General features: G+C 62.7%; 15 protein-coding genes. 1 reads left to right on the top strand and 14 read right to left on the bottom strand.

Annotated elements, in window-relative coordinates:
- Positions 1-155 precede the first annotated feature (155 nt).
- The 5 genes from KUV41_RS05360 to KUV41_RS05340 all read right to left on the bottom strand — a co-directional run bounded on the left by KUV41_RS05360 (position 156) and on the right by KUV41_RS05340 (position 13357).
- Positions 156-1463 (bottom strand): aminotransferase class I/II-fold pyridoxal phosphate-dependent enzyme, encoded by a 1308-nt coding sequence (locus tag KUV41_RS05360; RefSeq protein ID WP_222484788.1) that lies wholly within the window; start codon positions 1461-1463, stop codon positions 156-158.
- Positions 1460-9133 (bottom strand): type I polyketide synthase, encoded by a 7674-nt coding sequence (locus KUV41_RS05355; RefSeq protein WP_222484786.1) that lies wholly within the window; start codon positions 9131-9133, stop codon positions 1460-1462. The genes KUV41_RS05360 and KUV41_RS05355 overlap by 4 nt, the downstream gene beginning before the upstream one ends.
- Complete coding sequence (locus tag KUV41_RS05350; RefSeq protein ID WP_222484778.1) at positions 9130-10836, bottom strand: LTA synthase family protein; 1707 nt, start codon at positions 10834-10836, stop codon at positions 9130-9132. The genes KUV41_RS05355 and KUV41_RS05350 overlap by 4 nt, the downstream gene beginning before the upstream one ends.
- A gap of 49 nt (positions 10837-10885) precedes the next feature.
- Positions 10886-12148: a capsule biosynthesis protein gene (locus KUV41_RS05345; protein ID WP_222484776.1), complete on the bottom strand. Its 1263-nt coding sequence runs from the start codon at positions 12146-12148 to the stop codon at positions 10886-10888.
- A 585-nt stretch (positions 12149-12733) separates the two neighbouring features.
- Positions 12734-13357: a histidine phosphatase family protein gene (locus KUV41_RS05340; RefSeq protein WP_261395922.1), complete on the bottom strand. Its 624-nt coding sequence runs from the start codon at positions 13355-13357 to the stop codon at positions 12734-12736.
- A 226-nt stretch (positions 13358-13583) separates the two neighbouring features.
- On the opposite strand from KUV41_RS05340, the gene KUV41_RS05335 reads away from it, so the two are divergent.
- Positions 13584-16472, top strand: coding sequence for an EAL domain-containing protein (locus KUV41_RS05335; protein WP_222484774.1), 2889 nt, complete (start codon positions 13584-13586; stop codon positions 16470-16472).
- A gap of 18 nt (positions 16473-16490) precedes the next feature.
- On the opposite strand, the gene KUV41_RS05330 is transcribed toward KUV41_RS05335, so the two are convergent.
- The 9 genes from KUV41_RS05330 to KUV41_RS05290 form a co-directional block, all read right to left on the bottom strand.
- Positions 16491-17126, bottom strand: coding sequence for a hypothetical protein (locus KUV41_RS05330; RefSeq protein WP_261395921.1), 636 nt, complete (start codon positions 17124-17126; stop codon positions 16491-16493).
- 82 nt (positions 17127-17208) lie between these two features.
- On the bottom strand, positions 17209-17670 hold the full coding sequence (locus KUV41_RS05325; RefSeq protein WP_222484045.1) for an Rrf2 family transcriptional regulator: 462 nt from the start codon (positions 17668-17670) through the stop codon (positions 17209-17211).
- Between the two features lie 358 nt (positions 17671-18028).
- A complete protein-coding gene (locus KUV41_RS05320) occupies positions 18029-18478 on the bottom strand; it encodes a nitrous oxide reductase accessory protein NosL (protein WP_261395927.1) in 450 nt (149 codons plus the stop codon).
- A gap of 140 nt (positions 18479-18618) precedes the next feature.
- The gene (locus tag KUV41_RS05315) at positions 18619-19440 is read right to left on the bottom strand and encodes an ABC transporter permease (protein WP_222484764.1); all 822 of its coding nucleotides are present in this window, start codon (positions 19438-19440) and stop codon (positions 18619-18621) included.
- On the bottom strand, positions 19440-20405 hold the full coding sequence (locus KUV41_RS05310; RefSeq protein WP_222484762.1) for an ABC transporter ATP-binding protein: 966 nt from the start codon (positions 20403-20405) through the stop codon (positions 19440-19442). The genes KUV41_RS05315 and KUV41_RS05310 overlap by 1 nt, the downstream gene beginning before the upstream one ends.
- Complete coding sequence (locus KUV41_RS05305; protein ID WP_222484759.1) at positions 20402-21751, bottom strand: nitrous oxide reductase family maturation protein NosD; 1350 nt, start codon at positions 21749-21751, stop codon at positions 20402-20404. Before KUV41_RS05305 ends, KUV41_RS05310 begins: the two co-directional genes overlap by 4 nt.
- A 54-nt stretch (positions 21752-21805) precedes the next feature.
- The gene (gene nosZ, locus KUV41_RS05300) at positions 21806-23734 is read right to left on the bottom strand and encodes a TAT-dependent nitrous-oxide reductase (RefSeq protein ID WP_222484757.1); all 1929 of its coding nucleotides are present in this window, start codon (positions 23732-23734) and stop codon (positions 21806-21808) included.
- On the bottom strand, positions 23694-25913 hold the full coding sequence (locus KUV41_RS05295; RefSeq protein WP_261395920.1) for a NosR/NirI family protein: 2220 nt from the start codon (positions 25911-25913) through the stop codon (positions 23694-23696). The genes nosZ and KUV41_RS05295 overlap by 41 nt, the downstream gene beginning before the upstream one ends.
- 71 nt (positions 25914-25984) lie before the next feature.
- Positions 25985-26302 (bottom strand): c-type cytochrome, encoded by a 318-nt coding sequence (locus KUV41_RS05290; protein WP_222162405.1) that lies wholly within the window; start codon positions 26300-26302, stop codon positions 25985-25987.
- Positions 26303-26647 lie beyond the last annotated feature (345 nt).

Here is a 26647-nt window from a genome sequence, read left to right as displayed (position 1 = left end):
CTCCCCCTTTCTTCTCTCTCCTCTACTGCTTCTCCCTACGTTGATGGTTCCCCATTCACGCTGTTGCTGCTCACAGGCTTGGGTGGCTTCTTTGTTGGATCATTTTGGTTTTCCGTTGCTGGGACAAAGGTCAGGATCCTTCAATCACTACCATTTCATGACGATGTCGCCATCAATCTACCCAGCGTTTGCAGGGTGACGTCGATCTGCTCGTGTGTATGTTCGCTACTGACGAAGAAGCGCAGGCGGGCGCTTCGCTCTGGCACGGCGGGATAGAGAATTGGCTGGACATTGATGCCAGCCTCCAGCAGCCGGTGAGAGAGCTGGGTAGCCTTGGCCGAATCGCCCAGAATAACGGGAATGATGGCATGGCCTTGGCAATGTCCTGTCTCTAGTCCTAGTGCTCTGCAACCTGCCAGTAGACGCTGAGCGTTGTGCTGCAGGGCGGTGACGCGCCACGGCTCCTGCTCAAGAAGCTCGAGCGCGCGAATCGCAGGGGCCCCGAGCTGTGGCGCCAGGCCAACACTGTAAAGGAATCCTGGCGCCAGATAGCGCAGGGTGTCGATCAGCGGCTGGCAGCCGGCAATGTAACCACCGCTCGATGCCAGTGCCTTGCTGAGCGTGCCCATCCAGATATCGACCTCGGCGGCAGGTACGTCGCAATGCTGGTACAGCCCTTGTCCGGTCGCTCCCAACACCCCTAGTGAGTGCGCTTCATCCACCATGAGCCAGCACTGATGGTGACGCTTGACGGCAATGAATCGGGTTAGGTCCGGCGTATCACCATCCATCCCGTAGAGCCCCTCCATCACCACCAGTACCCGCTCGAAACGTTGGCGGTGGCGTCGAAGCAGCTGATCCAGGGCGTCGGGATCATTGTGAGGAAAGCTCATGCGCGTGGCCCCGGATAGCTTGGCGCCGACGAGCACGCTGTTATGGATCAGGCTATCGTGAACGATGAGATCGCGTGGCCCGACCAACATGGCAATGGTGGACACATTAGTCGCGTGGCCACTGACGAAGGCCAGAGCATCGTCGCTCTGATAGTGCTGGGCCAGCGCGCCCTCCAGTTTTTGGTGGAACGGCCGTTCGCCGGCCACGATGCGACTGGCGGAAACGGAGGTCCCGTAGCGTTCGATAGCGTGACGCGTCGCGGCGATGACCCTGGAGTCTCCTGCCAGTCCCAGGTAGTCATAGCTGGCAAAGTTGATGACATCGCGGCCCTGTAGCTGACTAACGGCCCCCGCTCTGGCGTCATGACAGCGGAAGAAGGGGCTGGCGACGCCGGCGGCGCTGGCGAGTGAGCGCATCATGCTGATCTGGCGGTAACCTTCCAGCGTGCTGAAGTCGGTGAGGTCAGGGGCGGCATCCTGGCGGCCAGGCCGCTCGCTGTGGCTCGCATCCCGCCGCCTGGCCTGATCTAGCCATTGTCCCTTCAATGCCTTGCGTTCGTCAGGCGTCATGCCCCCACCTTCTCGGTCTCCGCGCTGGCACCGTGACGGTGGGCCAGGTGGGTCTGCTCGTCGTGTACCGTGTCGGATGGGCCCATCGCCTGTTCGCAGATCAGGTTGACGGTTCGCTTGAGCGTTGCAGCGTCTGCCAGGGCCATGGGAGACAGTGTTACACCCAGCTGGTGATCGATAGCCGTCACCAGCTCGACCCCCATCAAGGAGTCGAATCCCAGTTCCGAGAGACGCTTGTGGCCGTCGATCCGCTCCGGCTCGAGCATCAGGATGCTGGCGAGTTGCTGACGTACCACGCTTTCCACGATCTCCACCCTCTCGTTTTCGTCCAGGGTCGCCAGGTCGATGTGGGGGAGAGGCGCTTCCGAGGTATCCGTTCGTTGCCACTGCTGGCGAAGGTCGTCAAAGCGGCGCTGGGCGGGCAAGCCATCGACGGGGCCAATCACCGCACCGACCCCGATATCCTCGTTGATGGCCTGTTGCAGATGGTCCAGCGCCTGGCTGGCACGCAGCTGACTGCCCCCCATGCGCTTGGCCAGTGACTGTTGAAGGGAGGGGTGGCGCGCGAGAAAGCCGGTGTCCTCGATGATGCCCCAGCTCAGGCAGGTAGCGGGCCGGCCCGCCCGACGTCGTCTCACTGCAAGGGCTTCCAGCGCCGTATTGGCGGCAACGTAGGCGGACTGCCCAGGGCTGCCGAAAACGGTGGTGGCGGAGGCATACAGCACGAACAGCTGCAGCGGGCAGTCGCGGGTCAGGTGATCCAAATGCAGTGCCCCCAGCAGCTTGGCTCCTAGCGCTGTCTCCAGGTGGGAGCGCTCCAGATGGTGCACCAAGCCGTCATCGATGGCGGCCGCCGCATGGATGACCCCTCGCAGGGGGGGGCGCTGCTGTTGCGGGTCCTTGATCAGCGCTGCGAGCGCTATGCCATCGGCAAGGTCCACGCAGGGGGCCTCCACGGTAATGCCCTGGCGACGCCAGCCATCGACTGCCGCCTTGGCTTCGGCGCTGCTGGCGCCTGATCGACTTAACAGCAGCAGGTGACGGGCACCGCAGTCCACCAGTCGCTGAGCAGTCACCAGCCCCAGCCCCGATAGCCCTCCGGTGATCAGGTAGCATCCGGCTGCATCGAGCCAAGGTTCTCCAGAACTGACCTCATCCTCTTGCAGTGAGTCCGGCTCATGGTCGCTGGGCTCAACGCCTGTCCTGATCACGTGAGAGGCGGGTGCGGTAGCGACAGCGCTGTCCGGTAGCTCGCTCTGGTGGGCCGTGTCAGGGGCGGTCACGATAATTTTGCCGATATGTGCGGCCTTCTGCATGTGGCGAAAAGCATCGACCACGCGATCTGCAGTGAAGATGGTGCATGGCAAGGCGTGAAAAGCACCCGAATGGAAGCCTTCCACCAGTTGCCCCAACAGCTTCCCGGCGAGAGCGGGTCGATGGGACAATAGCTGGTCGGAGTCGATGCCGAAGTAGCTCAGATTTTGGCGAAAGGGTCTCAGCCCCATCGGCGTATCCTGGTAGAAGTCGCGTTTGCCGAGTTCCAGGAAACGACCGAACGGCGCCAGCACCCGCAGGCTTTGGTGAATCGCCTCGCCAGACAGGGAGTTGAGCACCACATCAACGCCATCACCTTGAGTATCGTCGAGGATCTGTTCAGCGAAATGCAGGCTGCGCGAATCGTACAGGTGGGTGACGCCAAGCAGGCTCAGCATATCGCGCTTCGCCGGGCTGCCTACCGTCGCAAAGACCTCTGCTCCCTTCCACTGGGCGATCTGTATGGCAGCAAGGCCGACGCCTCCGGCGGCTCCATGGATCAGTATTCGCTCGCCCGGAGAGAGCCGAGCCAGATGTTCCAGCGCGTAGATCGCGGTCAGAAAAGCGGTGGGTACTCCGGCGGCAGCGATGGGATCGACGCCAGGAGGAATTCGCGTCAACGCGCTAGCACCGGTGACCAGGCGGGAGGAGAAAGCGTTTGAGCCGAGCCCCATGACGAGGTCTCCCGGCGCCAGTCCCTCGACACCGCGTCCCGCGGCTTCAACGATGCCTGAGAACTCAAGCCCCAGGCCTGCGCCCGAGAACCCTTGTTCCAGGGCCTCGTCGCTCAGCATGCCGAGGGCATACATGACATCGCGGAAATTCAGTCCCGTGGCCAGCACCTTGACCCTGACCTGATCCGCGTCGAGGGCATCAGGCGCATGGCCGCTGGTGAGCGCTGGTTGCCAGGTCAGACGTGAAAGCTGTCCCGGATGGCTGATGGCCAGGCGCTGGTCGTTCGCGCCGGTCGTCACAGGCGCGGACACTGGCCTGTCGCAAGCCGGGGGGAGTGCTGGCCATCGGCGCACGCGAACCGCGTAGCGATCTCCCTGGGCAGTGATCACGGTTTCCTCTTCGCCATCGTCCTGCTCAAGTGCCCGGCCAAGCGTCTCCAGCGCTTCATCGGTCAGGACAATATCGACGGCGCGACAGCGAACCTTCGGTCGTTCATTTGCCAGGCTGCGCCACAGTCCCCAGGCGGCGGCCTGCTCAATCTCGTCAGCCGCCGTGCACCCCATCGCGTCTGCCGACCTTGGCGTGGCGCCGTTCAGCAGCGGTGCCAGCTGGCAGGTGACCAGCGTCATGGCTGCGACCTCAGGCAATCGAGCGAGCTGGCTAAGCTGTTCCAACCGATCGAGACAGCGACGGTGGGTCTCGAGGGGGAGACAGGGCTCTTGCTCAGCACTGATGGCTGGAGCAGGCGTAAGAGGCGCCGGGTGATCGCCTGTGGCCAGGCCGCGCAGGTCGACGAGATGAACCCGTGCGCGCTCGTCACTGGTCAGATGTTCAAGCTCAGCCGCCAGCTCACTATCCATTAGGCAACGTGGCATCAGGCAGTGTGCGTGGCTTGCTCCTTCCTCTTCTCCTTCCTCCTCGCCTTTCCCTTCTCCTTGCCCTAGCTGCAGCAGCAGGCGCTGCGCTGCTTGCTGGCTACGCTGATCGGTGATGAGCCAGAGTGCCGGTGAGGAGTTGGCAGCGGCCTCGGCCATGTTGGGCTCTGTCAGTACGGCGTGAATGATCGCCGGTTGATGAGCACCCGTACGTGAGGGTGGGCTGAGAATGTCAAAGCCATGGTCGATGAGATACCGACATATGGCGTCGTGTCGGGCCGGACGAGCGGTTGGGTACAGTGCACCCAGGGCTTGCCACCAGCGGGTGGGAGGGGGCGCCAGGATGATCAGCTGTCCCTGTTCGGCCAGACGGGCCCTGGCCTGATCGATGGCCTTCAAGCTGGCATCGAGATCGAGGGGTGTGGTGACCACCCAAGCCAGTTGAGCCGGAGGCCCGGCCGTGGATGTCGCCAACGATATGGCGCTGTTGGCGTCGATCAGGCGTTGGGCGCGCTGGCGCGAAAGCTCGTCCGAGACGCAGATCTGCAGCGTGATGCGGCTAGGCTGAAGCACAGGCAGCAGCGCCTCCGCCAGGCGTGGGGCCGCCATCCCCGCCTCCACCAGGCGTACAGGCTGAGACGAGGGAAGCTCCTGGTGCAGCGTGTCGACCAGCCCACGGACCTGCTGATGCAGTACCTCCCATAGAGCGTCATCCATCAGACTGGCCGCGGCAGGCTGGAGCTGTTCCAGAGTCAGGTCGTCGATGACCTCTCGCGTCCCGGCCAGCAGCGACGGCAGGTGCTGGCCAAGGCGTCCAAGCGGGCCTAGCAACGCCAGTTGCTGAGGATATTCCGCCAGCAGTAGTCGCCACAGCGCGACGGGCGCAGGTTGCCCATCTTCGCCGGACGCGGCGGCCGAAAGCTGCGCTTCGTGCTGGCACGGGGGCTCTGGCGAGTCATCCCCTGAGACGGGGCGCGTGGTCGGGAGCAAGGCCTCGAGCCGGTGTGCCACGCTGTCTTCTGTGATACCGACGCTTTGCTCTGTCCTCGGCTCGCTGGCTACAGCCTGGCCGGCGGCCTGTGCAAGCCAGCGATCGCAGAGGTGATTCAGCAACACGCTGAGTTCCTCCAGCACAAGTCCGTAGCGGCCGTTGATCACCTCCTCGAGCTGAGCGGCTAGACGGCTGCCGTGCTGGCCGACCGGTTGCGGCGAGAGTGGCGCGGGGACCAGGGTCGATGTCAGTCGTTCCACACTGACTGTGTCGTTAGAAGAGACTCCTCGTGGCAAGGGCGTGGCGGCAAAACGCACCGCCTCAAGGGCGGCAACACAGCCACCGGCGTTGTAGAGCCATAGGTCGGCGGTGAAGGAATGGGGGGAGCGCCGACGTATGACGGCTCTGGCCAGTGTCGGCTGGCCTGAGCCGCGACGAAACTGAAGGCGCGACAGTCGCACGGGTAGATATCCACGTTTCTGGGGTTCTCCCAGCAAGGGAAGACACAGCTGCAGGGCGCCGTCGAGTAGACCGGGAGGCAACTCCCAGTTGGTGTCGTCCTCTACCATGGCCAGCGTGGCCACGGCCTCATCACCTTGACACCAGATATGCTCGAGGCAGCGATAGTCACCGTGGTAGTCCAGTCCCATGGTCTGGGTGAGCTCGGTATGCTGCTCGCCGCTAAGCTGGGAAGGTGTGTCGGGTAGCTCGGGAGTTGGCTCCTGCAGCGTGCGCCCCAGGCAGCTTGGTGCCAGGCGTGCCGTCAGTTGTGGCGTCCACCGATCTGCCTCGTCGAGTCCTCGGGTCTGCAGGCTGACACGACGCTGGGCATCCACTTCCAGCCGGGTCAGACGTCCCAATGGGTCCTCCAGTACCAGCGGTGCGAGGATCTCCAGGTCGTTGATCTCGATACAGGCGGAATCCTCGAGTGCGGCAGCGGCGGCCAGCACCATCTCGACCTGAGCCGCGGCAGCGAGTACCGGCGTGCCACCGACACGGTGGTCTGCGAGCGACGGCACCGTGGCAGTGCTCAGGCGTTGATGCCACACGGCCAGTGTAGGATCTGGGCGGTAGCCCAGCAGCACATGCTCTTCTCGAGCGATCAGCGAGTGGTCGCCCCAGCCGCTTGGGCGGGGCCAGTGGTGGCGACGTTGCCAGGGGTAGGGTGGCAGCTCCACGGGGGCATGGCGTCGATCATACCAGGCGGCGAAGCTGCCCTGCACGCCACTGAGCCACAGCCTAGCGGAGGCTTCTTCGAGTGTCGCCGAGGCATCTTTGGTGCGCGCCAGGGTAGTGACATGCAGGACCGGTTGACCGTGCAGCCGGTACTGGGCCTCGATATAGCGTTTCAACAGCGGATGCCCACCGACTTCCAGCAGCACCGAGTCGCCGCGCTCCACAAGGACATCGAGGACCTCGCGAAACCTTACCGGGGCGCGCAGATTACGCCACCAGTAGCCAGCATCCAGCGGAGCGTCGATCAGCGTTCCGCTGACACTCGAGATCATCGGCAACTGGGGTGGGGTAGGGGCCAGGTCTCCCAGTGCATCACGCAGCGAGGGTTCCAGTTCGTCCAGTAAGGCACTGTGAAACGGATAGTCCAGCGGCAGGCGAAGATGACGAATACCGGCGGCGGAGAGCTCATGTTCCAGCTCCGTCAGCGCTGCCAGCGGTCCTGCCAGAGTGATATTGCCGTGGCTATTGTCCCCCGCCAGATCAAGGGCAGCGAAGCGAGGCTGTTCCAACCAGGGCGCTATATCGTCCAACTGACAAGCGATGGCCGTCATGCCGCCCCGGTAGCGAAGCAGACTCTGCAGGCGACTGCGCTGGAATACCACCTCTACCGCATCGCTGAGTGACAGGGCACCACAGGCCCAGGCCGCGGCCACTTCGCCTACGCTGTGGCCGGTCACCGCCGTCGGTGCGATGCCCGCTGCACGCAGCCACTCGGTCACGCCGACCTGTAGCGCAAAGAGAGCCGGCTGTGCCACCAGGGTGTCGTCCAGCAGCTCCGCATCGTCGCCTTCGGCCAGCAAGGTGAACAGCGAAAACCCACCGCGGGGTGCAAAGCAGTCACTGACCTTGGCGATGGCGTCCCGGAAGACGCCACTGCTGCTAAAAAGCTCTCGCCCCATGCCTAACCATTGGCAGCCGTTGCCTGTGTAGACAAAGACGGGCCCGAGGGGGGCCGCGAGACGCGGCTGCCGCCACACCGCTGGCGGCTGGCCGGCAGCGCTGTGCGCTACATCGGGGGAGTCGTCGCCCCCTGATGCTGGCGTAGCCGCCAGCTGGCGCAGCGCCGTCATGGCCTGCTCGTGATCACTGACCAACGCGATGGCCTGGTGGCTTAGCCGTTCACGATGCTGGGTGAGGGTCCAGGCCAGGGCCTCCAGCGCTGGTTGATGGTGCTCAAGGTGGTCGGCAAGCTGAGCGGCCCGCGCCGCCAGGGCCGGCTCGTCATGGGCGGTCAGTACCAGCGGCCAGCGCTGTGCGTTGGGCACTGGATGAGTTGCCACGGCAACCTGGGAAGGCGCTGTCTGCCGTGGTGGTGAGGTCAGCACGACGTGGGCGTTGGCTCCGCCAAAGCCGAAGCTGTTGATGCCGATGGTCAGCGGGCCACTGGCAGCCAGCGTTCGGGTATGACGAACGACCTCCAGATTGTGGTCATCCAGGCGCAAGGCAGGATTCAAGCGTTCAATGCCGATCGTGGCCGGAACCCGGCGGGCGCTCAGGCAGCCCAAGGCCTTGTAGAGCCCGGCCATGCCCGCGGCGGTCTCGGCATGACCAATGTTGCTCTTGATCGAGCCGATAGGAAGGGGCATTGAGCGATGCCTGCCGAGTGCCTCGCCGATAGCGGACACCTCGATGGGGTCGCCCACGGGGGTGCCGGTGCCATGCGCTTCCAGGTAGTCGAGTTGGTCCGGCGCGATTCCGGCGCGCGCATAGACCTGGGTCAGCAGACGCGACTGAGCGTCGGCGCTCGGCACCGTAAGTGCGCTCTTGTGGCCATCGGTATTGACGCCGGTCGCCGCCACCTCTGCCAGGATCGGGTCGCCGTCGGCCAGCGCCCGGTCGAGCGCCTTGAGCACGACGACCCCGGCGCCTTCCGCGCGCACATAGCCGTCCGCCTCGTCACTGAAGACGCGGCAACGGCCGCGTGGGGACAGCATGCCCGCACGCGAGAAGGCGATGAAACCGAAGGGATGGAGATGTAGACAGACTCCGCCAGCCAAGGCGGTGTCGCACTCACCGCTGCGAATGGCCTGGCACGCCTGGTGAAACGCCACCAGTGATGACGAACAGGCGGTGTCGATGGCCATGCTGGGGCCCGTGACGTCCAGCAGGTAAGACAGCCGATTGGCGGCGATGCTGAAGGTATTGCCGGTAGCGGACAGGCTGTCCAGTGACGCCAGGTCACCGGCGTGCCGATAGGCGAAGTCGGGGCTGGAAATCCCCACGTAAACCCCGCAGCGCGTTCCTCTCAGTGTCGATACCGGAATAGCGGCATGCTCGAGGGCTTCCCAGGTCAATTCCAGCAGCACACGCTGCTGCGGGTCCATGGTGGCAGCCTCTCTGGGGGAAATGCCGAAGAAGTCGGCATCAAAGCCGCTGATGTCCCCGAGCGAACCGGCGGCCATGCTGACGCTGGTCCCCAGCGAGCCTCGCAGCGGATGATAGAAACGCCGAGCATCCCAGCGCGAGGGATGCACCTGCGTGACCAGGTCTCGCCCGGCCAGCAGGCTCTGCCATAGAGACTCGCCGGGCTGTTGGGGAAAGCGGACTGCGTTTCCGATAATGGCGACACGCCGGGTCATGGCGACTCCTTCTGCCGACGTACGCGGCCAGACACGTTGGGAGAAATGCCGTGCGAGAAGTGCGGCGATGCGGGCGATCGTCGTTCGGCATCTTGATATGCCAGGGCCGAGGCGGCATCCAGCACGCCATCGGCCAGCTCGGTGAGCTCCGTCACCGGTGGCTGAGGGTCAATACTGGCGCCCTGGGGGCTCCATAGCAGAAAGGGGGTTCTGCCATCTGGATCACCGAGCCATTCATAGCTGGCGCTCAAGATAGGCACGTGATCACCGTAGGCACAGAGCAGTCCTGGTCGCGACTGGCCTGTCAGTGCCTCGGCGAGGTGGCCGATCATGGCGTCGATATTCGCCAGATGGTGCAGATAGATGTCCAGCTCGTGACTTACCTTGTCCGGACGCCTGCTGTCTGGAGTCAGCCAACGTAGCGGCGATGGCATAGGTTCGAGCAGAAAGGGCCCATGACTTTCCATGGTGATCACCAACACCATCAATGGCCGGGGATCGGGATCCTGGAGCGCCCGTTCGACACGCTCAGCCAGTACTGCATCGGCCACGTAGGGGCCGTCGCGACGCTCGTGCCGGAAGCTGTCGAGATCTTCAAAGACATCAAAGCCTAGCCTCGGCATCACCTTGTCCCGCTGATAGAAGCTGGCCGGATAGGGGTGAAGCACCAGGGTCCGGTAGCCGAGCTGAGAGCAGGCGCTGGCCAGGCTGGGGACCTGTTGGCGAGCCAGCTGGTGGTAAGGATTGAAGCGATGCATGCCAAGGGCGTCAGCGCTCAGCCCGCAGAGAAAGGCGGTCTCGCTGCGCACGGTATTGGCGCCCCAGGCGGGCACGCTAAGGCGCCCATGGGCCAATGCGCTGGCGCAAAGATGGTCCCAGTGGGACAGCACCTCAGCAGGAACCTGGGAATACCAGGGACGAGGGTCGAACAGCGACTCCCCTTGGACGATGACCAGGTGAGGCAGGTTGTCCACCGACGGCCTGAAGGGGGGCGTGTGCTGAGACAGCGGGATCGACGGCTGATTGAAGTGCATCCGTCGAGGTTGGCGCAATGAGATGGGGGCGCGGGAGACATCGATCGGGGTGTCTGGATAGCGCGCGAAGGCCCAGAAGCCTGCCCATAGCCCCAGTCTGCGGTGATGGGCAACAGGATCCAGGCTGGCCCCAGGCAAACGCGACAGGCCCAGCGCCAAGGCGGCTGACGGCGCCAGGGCCAGGAAAAGCCACCACAGCACGCTCTGCTGAGGGCCAAGCATGGACATCAGGCTGGGCTCCAGCCACCAGAACGCCGCGATGGCCAAGAGGCCTGCCAGGGTCGCTGATATGGCCAGCGTGATGCCGAAGAAGGGCAAATACAGTCGCGGATGACGCACCGCGTCCAGGAAGTACTCGAAATCCTGCAGCAGGAAGGGTTCCTTCAGGCTCTGCCATTTGGCCTGGTGGCTGCGATGAACGACCCACTGCAGGGTAAGGGTGATGACCATGGCCAGCATGCCGCGCTGTACCAAGGCCAGCCAGAGCAGATAGACAAGACCCCATGAGCCCATGTGGACCAGCCAGGCGGACGCAGGGCGTTGGCGCCATGGCGCGCGTTCATCGGAAGCCTCGAGGGCGAGGCTGAGCAGCGTGCCGAGGGGAAGACCAAGCAGCCCCAGGCACAGTGCTGTTCTCGCTATCTGTGTATCCAGCCCGGAGGTCATCATGACAGGACATCCTGGCCGAGCCCTCGGCTCCTCGCGGCTGACCCAAGGCTTACGCAGCGCATGGCACGCATGACAGCAACTCCTCTAGTCGAGAGCGTTCGGTACAGAGGCGACGGGTGCTGTGGTGGACCGCCAGTGCGATGCCTGGGCGGCAGTAGAAACTGCCGTTGAGCTGAACGGTATGGAGCAATGTTGTTTTCAGTGCCTGGAATAGCTTGCCGTCTGGGCGGGGCGGTGCATGCCAGAAGTCCGCTGGTACCCGACGTCGAGATAGCGTCAGGCCCGGCAGGTTGTAGATGGCATTCCCGAGGGAAAGTAGAGGGCAGTTATTTTCCAGCGCCACAAAGCCCGAGGTGCTGTTGACGGTAATGGCTCCCTGGGCGGCGGGCAGCAGGTGATTGAGGTCCCCGCCCTCGATGAACAGCAGGCGATGATCGATCTGCCTCTCCCTCGCCATGTTCTGGGTATGCCGACGAAGGCCGCTCAATCCCGGATCGAGGGGATGATTCTTGACCAGCAAACGAGCGTCGGGAGGAGCAAACTGAGCAAAGGACAGCAGTACCTCGCGCAGTACCCTGACCATGTCGGGATAGTCTGAGTGACAGCGAATCTGCGCATCGCTGTCCAGCTGCAGCAGCAACACAAAATAAGGCCCAGGATGGCCAAGAAACGCCCTTAGGCGATGAGCTTCGCTGGCGCGCTCAAGACGCTTGCGCGTCAGTTGCCGTAGATAGCCGGCGTATTCGCGCGGTGCGCTGACGGGAGCGTGGCCGCGGTAGCCGGGAAACAGCAGTGGATTGGAGAGCCCGGCCAGGTGGTAGAGAACGTCATGGGTGGCACGCACCCTGAAGGGACTGAGGCTGTGTTGTGCAGGGGGCGGTGGGCCAAGCCTGGCGGCGGCTTCCACAAACCAGTCTGGGTCCTTGGGGAGTTGGGAGCAGCCGTTGACGCCATCCGGCTCCAAGGTGATCCAGTGGGGTCTAAGGTAGCCTTCTTCAAACACCTGGACGCGCAGTGCAAGCTGCCGGGCAGCCTGGATCGCTATTCGATGATGTGGGCGCTGATCACCAAAAACCACAAGGTCGGTGATCCGCCATTGGCTCATCCAGGTGGCTATCTGTGACGTGAAGTCCGTTAGCCCGCCGCGAAACCGACGACTGCCCAGCCGCCAGCGGTAGATCAGGTCACCTCCGCACAGGTCTATCAGATGCACGCCGTGACCACGTTCCAGCAGTTCACGACTGAGCTGTGTGAAGAACGGTGAGCAGGGGCCCTGTAGCAGCAGGAACTGGCGAGTCCTGAGCAGCGTCATTGGTTGGGCACCCCTAACCTGCTAGGCCGCTCTAATCGGTGGCGCAGCCCGAGGGCGAGATGATCGCTCGTGTCCTGGCAGTGACTCGTCGACAACAGCAAGGCGCGCGATGATTGGCCATCCACCGCTAAGCCGCGGTGCTGAGACGTGGGTTCCATCATGCGAGCCAATAAAGTCCTGTGTCAGTGAAACGCCTGGCAGCGACCACAACGCCTTGGCTGGCTGCGCCGAGGCTGAGGCATCTGAGAGCGATGCCTCTGAGAGCGATGCCTCTGAGAGATAGAGGTGTGGTTCGCAACATATCATGCGGGCGAGTGACGATTTGGTACGAACTTCGCAGAATCGGGCGCTAAAAGTACGAGATCCATGACAGTCGCTGCTTCTATCCGATGGCTGCACAACTTTTGTCGGCCTGGATAGGCGTTGATCGTGCTTCTGCGACTTTTCCACAGGACATCTCTGTGTCGTCCACAGTGTTGTGCACAGCCAGGAGCCTGACAGGGCTGCCGGTCGGGGAAGGTGCTGGTTACGTGGGAGACATACCGGCGAGGGCCGACCGCCCGTCAGGGACCCGTAGAAAGGGCATCAGGAGGAGGCGGTGCCAGCGGCATCGGCGCCCACTATCAGAGGACGGATATCTGCCGGGGCCAGCGGCGGCTGGTCACGATGTGCCGACAGTGGCTGCCCGCTGGCGGCTGTCAGCAGGATGTGCAGTGGATCGCCGTGGCTGACAAGCAGGATGGTCTGGTGGTGCAAGCGGGCCTCCAGGTCGATGATCAGCGCGAACATACGCTGGACAACGTCCGCGACACTCTCGCAGCCTTGAAGGTGGTGATGGGGGTTCTCGGCATCGTGGCTCCAGATAGAGGCGTAGGCGCTATCCGGACCCTGGTCGAGATCACCGAAAAAACGCTCTCTAAGCCGTTGGTCGGGCGTGGGCGTGAGCGAGAAATACGCGCCGACGTGCTCGGCGGTCTGGGTGGTACGCAGAAAGTCGGAGTGCACGATATGTGTCGGTGTCGCTAGATGCCAGCTGTCGAGTCGGTGCTGCAGCTGCTCCTCGCCCTTGGCAGACAGGCCATAGCCCTCGCAGCCGTGGGTGGGGGAAGACACGATCAGTCCTCTGGCATTGGCCTGGCTATGTCCATGGCGCATCACCAGATAGTGGTTGTGGCAGTGAGGAAGAGCCACTGTAGTGGCGTCTGCCATGAGCGTAGCTCCCGCTGCAAGAGGCGTTGCCTCGAAACGGCGTGCGGTAGGCGAGCGTCTGTGACATCGCCGTGTCACCCAACAGCATAGGCGCTGGTAGAACAGGCTGCATCGTCAGCTTTCATCAGCGTGGCCCTTAGCGTGGAAACCCCCACTGCGATGTCTGCCCCAATTCAGCTATTCTCGATACATCGAATGCCTGATTCAGGGATGGGTCGCTCAGCCGATGAAGATGGACGCCCGCCGAGCCTTTCAGCGCCTTGCCGACAGCCTCTCTCGCGAAGTGGGGGGAGACTTCTTTGTTCACCTGGTAGAACGCCTGGCGGTGATTCTTAACGCAGATGCACTGGTGGTGGCGGTACCCGTCGGGGACGGCACGAGGCTGCGCACGCTGGTGTTGTATGTGGATGGTGAATGCCTGCCGAATATCGAATACGTGTCGGCGGGGACTCCCTGCCATGGTGCCATGGTCAGTGGCGCCTGCAGCTACACCGAAGACGTCTGTCACGCCTTTCCCGACGACCAATGGTTGCGTGAGTTCAAGGCCCAGGCCTACTCCGGCGTTCCCATGCATGGGCCGGATGGAGAGTTGCACGGGGTGCTGGTGGCGCTGTACCGCCATCCTCTGCGCCAGCAACATCTGGTGGAGGAGGTGCTGCGAATTGCCGGTGCCCGCTGCGGCGCTGAACTCTCCCATCAACGCACCGAGCGCAAGCTGGCATCTACCGCGATTCAACTGGAAGCCACCAACCGTCAGCTGCAGCGAACCCATCGCGCCCTGACACTGCTGCGTCTGGTCAACCGTGCCGTGATCCGGTTGACGGACGAAATGGCCGTACTTGAAGAGGTCTGTCGACTGGCTGTTGATCAGGGGAGCTATCGCTATGCCTGGGCAGGGTTGGCCCAGGACGCACCCGACTATCGTATTCTGCCGCTGGCCAGTGCCGGCGGTGCCGATGAGCTGCTGCGCCATGCCAGCTTCAGCTGGGATGCTGACGGACTCCACGGACAGGGGCCGAGCGGGAGAGCCCTTCGTGAGGACGTGGAGCACCTGGTGGCCGATTACGCCGACATGGAAGACCGCCCCAACTGGGTCCAGCGCTTCGGGGTGAGGGCTGAAATCGCCTTGCCGCTGCATCTGGGGAGTGGGCGCCGGGGGGTGATGGTGCTGTTGATGGACACGCCCTATCGCGCCAGCGACGGTGAGCTGGCGCTATTGAGGGAGCTGGCGGGCAATCTGTCGTTTGGGCTGCAGGCCATGCGTGCGCACCAGCATCAACGCCATACACAGCAGGCGGTGCTGGATATGGCGGAAGTGGTCACGGCCCGCAGTGATGACGCCTTTTTTTCTCAGTTTGTGCGTCGGCTGGCCAAGGCTCTGGGAGCAGACGGTGTCTTTGTGTCCCGGGTGGAAGAAAGTGTCCCGCTACAGGCTACCTTGTTGGCTGGATTGGTGGATGGTCAGCCGGTGGCACCGTTTCACTACTGCTTTGAAGGCTTGCCTTGCGACGATGCCTTTCGTGATCTGGAGCACGTGATTGCGCGAGGGGTAAGCGACCGCTACCCACGTGCCCAGGAGATGATCGGGTTCCGTGTGGAGGCCTACGTAGGGCGCCGCCTGGAAGACGCCAGCGGGGATGCCATTGGCACATTATTCGTGCTGTTTCGTGAGCCTTTGCACGACCCAGAGCCCGTGTCGCACCTGTTGCGCATCTTCGCCGCAGGCGCGTCGGCGGAGCTGGAGCGGCGACGCAGCGACGCCCATATCCGCCGACTGGCGTTCTTTGACCCCGGTACCGGATTGCCCAACCGCGCTAACTTCATGGAGTGTCTGCAGAGTGCCATCGCCCTGGCGCGCACCGAGCAATACCGGGTCGCGCTGATGTTTCTGGACCTCAACCGGTTCAAGGAAATCAACGACAGTCAGGGCCACGATGTAGGTGACCAGGTACTCAAGGAAGTGGCTGCACGGTTCAGCGCCTGCCTGGGCAAGCAGGGAACCCTCGCTCGCCTGGGCGGCGATGAGTTCGTGGTCATGGTCGAGCGGGCTGACGAAATCGGCACGGCTCAGGTCGTGGGGCGTCTGCTCAGTGCGCTGAATGCTCCGGTGGTGCATGACCGTCATCGCTTCAACGTGGAGGTGAGTATCGGCGTTGCCTTCTTCCCAGAGGATGGGGATGGGCCCAGAGAGCTGCTGAAACACACCGATATTGCCATGTATCACGCCAAGGAAAGCCGCAGCGGTTACCGTTTCTACGCGCCGGAAATGGGTCGTGACCTGCGTCGTCGCCTGGTGCTGGCTGCGCGCCTCGATGATGCGCTGGCCGGAGAGCGGCTGGAACTGTGTTTTCAGCCCTGCGTGGCGTTGGGTAGTGGGGCTCTCGTTGGGGCCGAGGTGTTGTGCCGCTGGTTCGATGCCGAGCTGGGTTGGGTGAGCCCGTCAGAGTTCGTCACGATCGCCGAAGAGCGTGGCATGATCGAGGCCTTGGGCAGCTGGGTGATGGAGCGCGCCTGTCGCCAGCTGAAAGAGTGGCAGGATGCTTCGCTGACGCGCTTGCCGCATCGCCTGCACGTCAATTTGGCTGCCGCACAGTTTGAGGACCCAGACCTGGCCAAGCAGTTGACCGACATTGCCAGTCGCTATGGGATCTCGCCGCAACAGCTTGGGCTTGAGATCACGGAGAGCGGCTTCATGAAGGACCCTGAGCAAGCCGTGCGAATCACCGACGATCTCCGCCAGCGAGGCTTCTCGCTGTCTATCGATGACTTCGGCACCGGCTATTCGTCCCTTGCCTACCTGAAGCGTTTTGCGGTGGAGGCGGTCAAGATCGACATGTCCTTTGTCAGCGATATGCTGACGGACAGTAACGATCACGCCATTGTGGCGACCATCATCGCCATGGCACGGCAGTTGGGATTGACCGTGGTCGCCGAAGGCATCGAGACCGCTGCTCAGCTAAAGGCCCTGCGCGAGCTGGGGTGCGACCATGGCCAGGGTTACCTGCTGTCACGTCCACTGAGCAGCGAAGAGTTCGCCCAGCAGTGGTTGATGGGTGAGACCAGCAGAGGACCCATGGCAGAGACCGAGTCCGCCGAAGGGTATCGTCCTGGCTAGATCGTACAGGCTAGGTCGTCATGGCGAGATAGAGGGCGAGTCGGAGGAGTCGCCGGCCTCCTGAGTGCACAACCGGTTCAAGCGCGACAGCGCCTCATCGGCGCCTGCCAGTGAGAAACTGAGAAACCAATAGTCACTTTCCTTCTCGGTCATGCGCAGCCGGAGATGCAACGTACTGCCGGTGCTCAGGCGTGACTCCAGCAGCGGCATGTCCAGATCTTCGACGTGGACATACAGACCGTCATCGCCCCGCTGCGTAGAGAGCACTGCCGTCCCGGTCTGGGCGGTCTGCTCATCCACCAGAATATCGACGGGCACGCGGTTGACCACTTCACTGCGCGACTGACGTTCCCCCAGGCGGCTTCTCAGCTCAAGCCAATGGGTGGCGCAGTGCCCTGCCGTGGCATTGATGCTGAGCAGCGTATCGCTGTAGCTGGTGTCTTCGAGGGCGCGTACATGTCGCTCCCCACCCAGAGAGGCAGTCAGCGACTGCCAACGTTGGTGACGTTGTCCGTCGGCGACATTGAAGCTGGTGGCGAATACGGCTTGGGAGCTGGTCAGCGCGCCTACCAGGATCGCCATGCCAAGCAGACGACTGGCACCACGGCGAATACCCCGGTGAACGCAAAAGGCATGGGACAGCAAAAGCGGCATGACAGCTCCTGGCAGTGCTTGAGACAGAGCTCAGGAGGCTAGCACTCACGGGCGTCGCTGTCCCGGCCTTAGCCGGTCCCGATCAGGCGCTTTCGGCTTCCGCTGTCAGCGAGATCAGTTTCAGAGTGTGCAGGCGCTGGCGGCAGTCGGAGGTCATCAGATCATCCAGCGTGTAGCGGTCGAGCACTTCCAGAAACGCTGCCAAGGCCTCGTTGGCGATCTGCTTGAAGCGACAAATCGGTGCCATATAGCAGGCGCTGTCGTCCCCATCGCACTCCACCAAGGCCAGGCTGTGCTCCGTGTCCTTTACCAAGGTGCCCAGGTGGATGCTGGCAGGGGTACGCTTGAGCGATAGCCCACCGTGCTTGCCTCTCACTGCAGACACATAGCCTAGACGGCTGAGCTCCTGGACGACCTTCATCAGATGGTTGCGCGATACCTCAAAGCGCGAGGCAATTTCGGCGATGGTAGTGCGCTCATTACCTGATTCTGCCAGATACATGAGAACGCGAAGAGAGTAGTCAGTAAAACGTGTGAGGTGCATGGGTCGTGTCCCGGCGCCCGAGGGCGGCAGTTAGAAAGCGATAGAGGAAGATCTTTATCGGGTTCGACTCTATCAGGGGAGGGCAATACTAACGCAGGTATGGAGCATTAAAGCGCATAAACGTATGAAAAATCCTACAGCACGTGACCTATATCAATTACCTTATGTTAAGGATAAATCTCACCCTTATGGAGACTAATGTTTCCTCATCATAATTTGAATGTAGCATGGAACTTTTCTATAAAAGCTTAAAACATGCACTAATGAATTTGAATGATCGCATTGAGCTAGTTTCAATACCTCCGTAGAGGTAGTTGTCATGTTTTTTGCTGATTTGGATGTCATGTAAGCACTCAAGTCAGAGCTCTGAAAAGCGCACTAGCGATCCCCCATAGCGCTGCTGAAAACGGACCGCGTCATTCCTTTCTGCAAAGCTGGCAAGGGCATGACCCATGCCTCCCCGACGTGAGTGACCACTGACATACCAAGCGGACTGAGCATCGATAAAGGTGTGGCTTTCCGGCCGCAGCCAATCGCCTGAGCCCATATCATGCACCCAGGCTGTAGCGCGTCGATCAGCGTTCTCTGGCTGTTGGAGAAAGATCATCATTTCCGATACCGAGCAGAACTTGAGCGGTGACGATTCCCCTTGGAAGGACAGTTCGCCCTTGGGGCCGGGGACGTCCGTCATGACCATCCCGCAGACGTGACAGATATCGTCTTGCCCGATGGGAACCGGGCCGGCAGTGGAGCTGTTCTGGCTATCGCTACAGGCACTTAGTGCGATGAACACAATGCAGGCGATCATATGTCGGATAGGCGGTGAAATAGGCATAGAGAAACTGCTCCGTGAAAGGTAAGGGGGCGGGGCTGCTCACCCCGGATGTGCTGATGCCAAGAGGTACAGAAGTTCGCCAAGACCGTCGCCGGTACGGCAGGTCACTGGAACTAGAGAGAACGCTTCGCGAAGCGCCGCGCCGCAAGGCTCAGCGGGACAACGATCCAAGCGATCAACACGCTGACCAGCACCGCGGGTGAGCGCGTGGCAACGCCCTCCAGTGCTGGCAGGTCAGCGGTATGGGTAGCATCCAATGTGGCGAGTACGAGTAGGCGGAAGCATTCGGCGGGATTGGCCAGCATCAGCCAGGGCAGCCAACTACCTCCCTGACGCACCATCACCAGCAGTGCGAGCAGGGCAAGATCCAGCACCAGCACAAACAGAAACCAGGCGACAAGCACCTGAGCAGCGGCGGTCTGCTTGCTGCTTGCTCCCGCGCTGATCCAGTAGGCCATGGCCAGGAATGACCAGCCCATCAGCAGGCTTGAGGCAATCAGGGTGGCCAGGCCCAGGAGGGTGTCCATCAAGGCTGCCTGGGGCGTGCCAATGGCAATCACGATTCCCGCCACAGCAAAGCCGATGGTGGTAGCCAGACCCAACACCCAGGCATGGCCCAGGTACTTGCCCAGTAGCCAGGTGTGCCTGGAGATGGGATAGGTGGCCAGCAGCAGCAGGGTGCCGCCCTCGTCCTCGCCGACGATGGCGTCATAGGCCAGCAGTAGGGCGATCAGGGGAATCAGCAGCATCGCCAGTGTCGACAGACTGATCAGCGTGGTGGGCAGCTCGGTGAAGCCGAGTCCGCCGCTGGCGGCGGCGCCGAAGGCCGCGATACCCATGGCCAGCACGCCCAGCAGTACCGCGATGCCCAATACCCAGCGATGGCGCAGGCCATCCCGAAACTCTTTGCAGGCAATGATCATCAGGGGCTGCATCAGCTTGGCTCCTTCAACAGAGTGGACCGATGGGGACTGCAGGGCATCGCCTCGGGCGCAGCTGCTGACTGGACGTGGCGGTAGAGCGCTTCAAGGCTTGGGGGACGGATATCCAGATCCTTGAGTGCTGGATGGGCGATGCACAGTCGCAGCGCCTCAAGGCGCTGCTCTGGAGAGACCTCAAGCCTGAGTCGTCCACCCGGCAAAAGGTTGGTGCGGGCCGAGATACCCTCTCTTGTCAGATCAAGGCCGAGCTCTTCAGATGGACCAGATACCTCGATGACATAGGGCAGAGCGAACTGCTGTCGCAGTCTATCGAGATGGTCACAGGCAAGGCTTCGCCCCTCGCCGAGAATCAGCGCACGATCGATGACCGGCTCCACCCCGGGCAGTAGGTGGGAGGACAAGACGATGGTTGCACCGCGCGACTTTAGCGTGGCGATGGTCTCGTAGACGGCCTCGGTGGCGGCAGGGTCAAGGCCACTGGTGGGCTCATCGAGCAGCAGTAGCTGGGGTTCTCCCAGCAATGCCTGGGCCAGCCCCAGGCGCTGGCGCATGCCCTTGGACCAGGTAGCAAGGCGCCGGTCGGCAGCATGACCGAGGCCCACCTGGTCCAGGAGATCCTGTACTCCGTGGGTAGCTTGGCCCTTGAGCCTGGCCAGGTAGGCGAGCGTTTCGCGTCCGCTTAAATGGGGGTAGAAGCGAACGTTTTCGGGCAGATAGCCAAGGCGCCGACGGAAATCGGGGTCATCCAGACGGTCGGCACGATATCCCAGCACCTGGAGGGTACCGGACGTCGGTGCCAGGAGTCCCAGCATCAGCTTCATGCTGGTGGTCTTGCCGGCGCCATTGTGGCCGAGAAGCCCCAGCACTTCGCCGTGGGCCACCTCGAAACTGAGGTGGGACAGTCGCTTGGTGCCGTTGTGTTCGAGGCTGACATCGTCAAAGTGGATGGCGAAGGTCATGATGATGAGGGCCTTCTGTTGGCGAGTGGAGGTCTGGGAGGTGACATCAGCGGGGCGCTATCCGTGATGCCAGGAGGGCGGAACACCGGGAGGGCGCGCTGCACCCAGCGCAGAGCGAGCACGGTGGGACTCATCATCAGCACCCGGGCCTGAGGGTGGCGCCACAACAGCAGGTCCATGGCATCGTTGGGCTGGTACGCCGCGTCACCCACCCCGTTTTCGTCCAGGTCCCAACCCAGGTAGTCGCTCCAGTAGTTGCCGCCACCGTGCTCGGACCATTCCTGCTGGCGTGTGGCAACATATTTCACCTGGCGTCGATTATGGATAAAGGCGTTGCCACTGATGAGGTTGTCTTCGGAGCCTGCGGTGAGGTGCAGGCCAATATCGCTGTCCTGGAGCCGGTTGCCACGGATCTCGTTGAACTGGGCGTTGTAGACAAAGATGGCCTTGCCATCGCCACCACTGACCTGCCCCTGGTCGTTGGCATCACGGGGTTGGCGCACCTGGAAGATGTCGTTGTCGATGACCCGGCTTTCGGTGATGTTGTTCATCAGGATGCCGTAGTTGCGATCCTCAACGGAGCGATTGCCGGTCACCGTCAGCCCCCGGGACTGCATCAGGGCATAGCCGGTGCGGGTGTGGCGGGTCAGGTTGTTGGTCACGGTATTGTCGTGGGCATACATGTAGTGGACGCCGTAGCGCAGGTCCTCGAGCCGGTTGTCGGCGATGACGCTGTCGCTGCTGGTATCGATGTAGACGCCATCACGCACCTGGCGGATATCGTTGCCCGCGACGCGGGCCCGGCGCACGTTGAACAGGTGGACCCCGTTGCCGCGATCCTGGGAACGCAGCCGGATATCGCCGCGAATTCGATTGTCGAGTACCTGGGCATCCTCGACGCCGTCGAGCCAGATACCAAAGCCGGGACCCTCGAGCCGACAGCGCGCGATGATGGCTCCCTGGGCGTTCTTTTCCACGTGAACGCCGGCGTCCATCGCGGTGAGGTCATCGCCCCAGCGGGTGATGGTCAAGCCCGTTATCCGGATGTGTGGTGCGCTCAATGTCAGCGCGGTGCCGCTGCCGTTGCCATCGAGGGTCGCGGCCTCATCGGTGGCGTTCAGGGTGAGCGGCTTGTCGATGACCACCGGGCCTCGGTAGTGGCCTGGTGTCAGCATCAGGGTGTCGCCGGGAGCCGCCTGATCTATCCAGCGTTGCAGGGCCACCTCCGGGGTGACCTGAAGGGTGGCGGCCAGTGACGACGATGTGGTCAAGCCGCAGAGAAGCGCCAGCACCAGGCCGGCCACCGTACTGCGACAAAAAGAGAAAGAGCAGGATGGGAGAATCATTGAGTGGCGCCTGCGCCCATGCCGGGCGCAGTCAGCGCCCGGCATGGCACGTCGTCAGGCTTTCTCCACCAGCATGCGACCGAACATTTCCATGTGCATCGCGTGGCAGAACCAGTTGCAGTAGTACCAGTGAACGCCGGCACGGTCTGCGGTGAAGGTAACGCTAGCGGTCTGCTGCGGCCCGATCTCCATGGACACCCCGTGATTGACCATACAGAAGCCGTGGGTCAGGTCTTCCACCGTGTCCAGGTTGGTGATCACCACCGTGACCTCATCACCCTGCTTCACCTTGAATTCGGTGATGCCGTATTGAGGAGCCACCGAAGTCATGTAGACGCGTACCTGGTTGCCGTCGCGTATCACCTTGTTGTCGGTTTCCAGGGTGATGCCATCCGCCTCAGCCATGGCCCGGGTTGGTGCCCAGAATGGGTCCTGTCGGTCCCAGACCTGGATGGGGTTGAGCTGGTCGGCGCGCAGCATGATGGCGTCATGGGGCTCGCAGTAGGTCGGGCCGTCATGCACCAGCTTCATGGTGTCGCCAGAGATATCGATCAGCTGGTCGTTTTCCGGGTGCAGCGGGCCCACCGGCAGGAAGCGGTCCTTGGAGAACTTGCACAGCACTACCAGCCACTTGCCATCCGCTTCCCGGGTTTCACACAGGCTCGCATGGTTATGCCCCGGCTGGTAGTGAACGTCGAGCTTCTGGTGGATGTAGTTGATGTCCTCGCCGTTGTAGGCGCGGATCGCCTCCTCGATGTTCCACTTGGCGACCTGGCTGTCGATGAACAGCGTAGTGTAGGCGAAGCCACGGCCATCGAAGGTGGTGTGTAGCGGCCCCAGGCCCAGCTCGGGCTCAGCCACCACGGTGTCTCTTGGCTCTATCTCGTCATCGAACAGGGCTGGCAGCTTGTCGATCGCGATGATCGATACCGTTGGCGACAGCTTGCCGTTGGCGATGAAGTACTTGCCATCGGGTGAGGTGTTGAGGCCGTGGGGGTTCTTGGGCACCGGGATATAGCGCGTCAGTGGCGAGCCATGGCGGCCGTCCAGCACTGGCACGGGGGAGTCGCCCAGGGTCTCGAACTGGCCTTTTTCGACGGCTGCCTCGATGGCCTCGACGTCGTACACCACGACCCAGTCCCGCTCGGCGCGCATACTGTCGGCCAGGGTGATGCCCTTCTCGGAGTTGTAGCAGGTGGAGGCGACGAAGCGTCCGGTATAGTCGGCGTCGGTATTGTCCAGGTTGCCATCGACGATCACCTGCCAGGCCACTTCCATGGTCTCGGCGTCAATCGCATTGAACATGGTGTAGTAGTTCTCGGGATTCTCCAGGTCGCGACCATCGTTGATCTGGGGAATCGGAAACTCGGCGTTGGCGAAGACGTACTTGGTATAAGGGACCTTCTGCAGGCGCAGGCCATGGATCGCCTGGACATTGGGAATGGTCGTGATCTTGTCCGTCTTCATCACATCAAGGCGGATCCGTGCCACCCGAGTATTGGCCTTGTCGTTGATGAACAGATACTTGCCATCGTAGCGACCGTCGGTAAGGGAGGCATGGGGGTGGTGGGCGTCACCGTTGTGGAAGCGTGCAGAGTCACCGAGGATGTGACGTGACTCGTTGGTGATGCCCCATCCGGTGGCACTTTCGGTGTTGAAGACGGGAATGCGCATCAGCTCACGCATGGAGGGAATGCCCAGCACTCGGACCTCGCCGGAGTGTCCGCCACTCCAGAAGCCGTAGTACTCGTCGAGCTGTCCCGGGGCGACCTCACCATTGCCTTCACTGGCGCGTGCCCTGGAGCTGGCCAGCAGGGCGCCGGTGCCGACACCTCCGACCATACCACTGGCAAGGCCTGCGCCGGCGACGCCAGTGACCGCGCTGTTGCGCAGGAAATGACGGCGGGCCAGATTCTGGATACTGCGGGAATCGTCACTCACTTCAGTTCTCCTCAAGGCAAGGTATACGCCGCGGGTCGCCATCCTGGCTTGAGCCGCGGGTCTCTGCGTCACTTCCGCTGGCGCGCGCGGTTGCTCCATCCCGTTCCAGGCGCTTGCGGCGCTTGACTTGAGGCGGGCAGCGACGGTCGTCGTCGAAGGTGATCTGGCAGTCCAGGCAGTAGTGGCACTCCGAGGGCTCGATACGGCCGTCGGGATAGATCGCCACCAGTTCGCAGTCGTTGGCACAGATCTGGCAGGGGGTGCCGCACTGGCCTCGGTGGCGCCTCAGCCAGTCGAACAGGCGGATGCGCCCGGCGATGGCGAGGCTTGCTCCTAGCGGGCAGACGTAGCGACAGTAGGCCTTGTGCATGAATAGCGAGGCGGTCACCAGGGCCACGGCGTAGAGCACATAGCCCCAGTCACGCAGAAAATGCAGCGTAATGGCGGTCTTGAACGGCTCCACCTCGGCCAGTCGCTCTGCTTGTGCCAGGTCGTAGAAGGACACCCCGACCAGGCCAAACAGGATCAGGTACTTGATGACCCACAGGCGCTGATGAACGGAGAACGGCAGGGTGACCTGGGGAACCTTGAAGTGACGCGCCAGCTGATTGACCAGATCCTGCAGGGCGCCGAAGGGACATAGCCAGCCGCAGAACACGCTGCGCCCCCACAGCACCAGGGTGGCTGCCACGAACACCCACAGCACGAACATCAACGGGTCGATCAAGAATGCCGACCAGTGGAAACCGTGCATCAGTGCGTGGGTCAGCGTCAGCACGTTGACCACCGACAGCTGGGCCAGACAGACCCAGCCGATGTAGACCAGGGTATAGAGCAGAAAGGCCTTGCGCAGTGGGCGTAGCAGCTGTGGTCGGCGGGCCAGGGCGTTCTGGAAGGTCAGAATCAATGACAGTATCAGCAGTCCCACGCCCAGGCCGGTCAGTTCAAGGCGCTTCTGCTGCCACATCTCTAGCCACAGGGGAGTGGGGTCCACCGGCTCGGGCCGCTCGATAAAGGCTTCCGGAAGGCGGTGCTCCAGGTGAAAGCGGGTGAACTCCTGGGTCAGTGGGCCCGAGGCGCGACGGACCAGCAGATTGAGCTGCCAGGGTTCGCCTGGATCGAAGTGAGCCCCCTCGCGCACGATGAAGATGTCGCGTTCGCTGAAGGTCGGCGCAGCGTCGATGGCCAGCTGCGCCAGTCTCCGCTGGTCGTGGTCGTGGAAGCTGATGGAGGCGTTGCCCTGGACCAGCTCTATGCGGTCGAAGATACCGCCGCGCACATAGCCCGATCCCTTGTAGGAAAAGCTGCCATCGGCGAGCAGGGCAATGGCGTGCTCGCCCGGGGCGAGGCTCTCCATCAAGCTGTCGTAGCCGCGCTCGCCTAGTAAATTGCGGCCGATGGTGGGGGCATTGAGGTAGGCCAGGTAGAGATCGATAAAGGTAGCGCCCCGAGGGGGCCGCTGGCCGCTCAGGTAGTGTTCGGCGGGGGTGCCGATAAAGGCGTCGTCGACCTCGCCCTGGGTCAGCATCAGGTGGCCCAGGGCCCCTTGGGCGAGCAGTGCCGACCAGTCAGCGGGGGCGAAGATATCGTTACGAACGCTGGCAATCGGCCGCGCGGCGGGGTCTGCGATCAGTCCCAGGGCGGCAGCGACCTGGCGAGCCGAACGCATGATGGTGTCATTGACCACGATGACGGTCACGGTGGCGCCGGAGATGGCGTCGACATCCTCGCCCACCTCCAGCCGGGTCTCCACCGAGGCGCCCTGGTGCTGGCTGGCGAAGGTATCGAGCTTCTCGCCAGGAATACCCACCAGCATGATCGGTTCGGAGTGGTCGAGCACCTTGGCCAGACGCAGGCTGGCGCTGGGATCGATGGCGATCAGCAGATTGACCGGCTTGCCCGAGTAGGCCGGGATGGGGGCGACCTCGGCGCTCTCGAAGGCATAGCCGAGCAGTTCATCGCCGCGGTAGAGGGCATTGACCGGCCATGAAAGGCCCGGCACGGGCTCGCTGCGGTCGATACCGGGAAAGGTGTCCTGCATCAGGGAGAGATCCGCCTTGGCGCTGCCGAGCTCCCCTGGGTATTGGTCGAACTCGACCGCTTGGGCGGGCAGGCACAGACAGAGCGCCAGTAGCACCAGCGCGAGCGCGGCCAGCGCTAGGGTCGTCGAACTCCCTGGGCGAGAGCGGCCGACCGGCAGTGGGCGAGGGGCATGGGCCATAGGATGACCTCCTGTCGCGAAGCGCCCACGGGGCGCTTCGCTGGGTGGCCTAGCAGCGTCGTGATCTGTTGTCAGGGCGTCAGTGAGGAGTAGTAGGCGGCAATATCGGCGATGTCTTGATCGGACAGTGCAGCCGCCTGGGGGGCCATAATGGCGGACATGCCGCCGCTGCGCTGGCCGTCGCGGTAGGCCTTCAGCGCGCCTTCCAGGTAGGGCGCATTCTGTCCTGCCAGGTTGGGATAGATGGGGCCAGTGGCCTTGCCATCGGTGCCGTGGCAGGCGGCGCAGGCCCCGACCTTGGTTTCACCGGCGGCGGCGTCGCCCGCGGCGTGGGCAGCGAGGCTGAACAGACAGGCGGCGCCAAGCGCGGCCAGGGGGAACCATTTCATGATGAGCGCTCCTCGGGATTGGGTCTGCGGACGGGCAGCGTGGGCAAGGCATGCCACGCCGCCAGCCGAGTCTGTCCGGGGTCGTTGTGTCGGCAAGCAAGAGCTGCCGGCAACCCTTGGGACTCTCGAGTATTGGAGCGCTCAGCGACAATACCCTATGACGCTGGTCAACTTTAGCTAGGGAGAGGTAGTCGCTACGCACTATGCTTGATGGGGATCAAGGGAATCAGACAGGCATCATTGCGGTGGCGACCGTCATGCGCTAGCACCAGAGACCGACCTGCCTGAGGGTGACGTCCTGGTACTGATTTGATGCAGATCATGTCTGGCTTCGTCTATCGGAGC

The organism is Halomonas sp. DP8Y7-1 (genome assembly GCF_019801685.1).
In the GTDB taxonomy this organism is placed as follows: domain Bacteria; phylum Pseudomonadota; class Gammaproteobacteria; order Pseudomonadales; family Halomonadaceae; genus Halomonas; species Halomonas litopenaei_A.
This window is presented reverse-complemented; position numbering and strand designations above follow the sequence as displayed.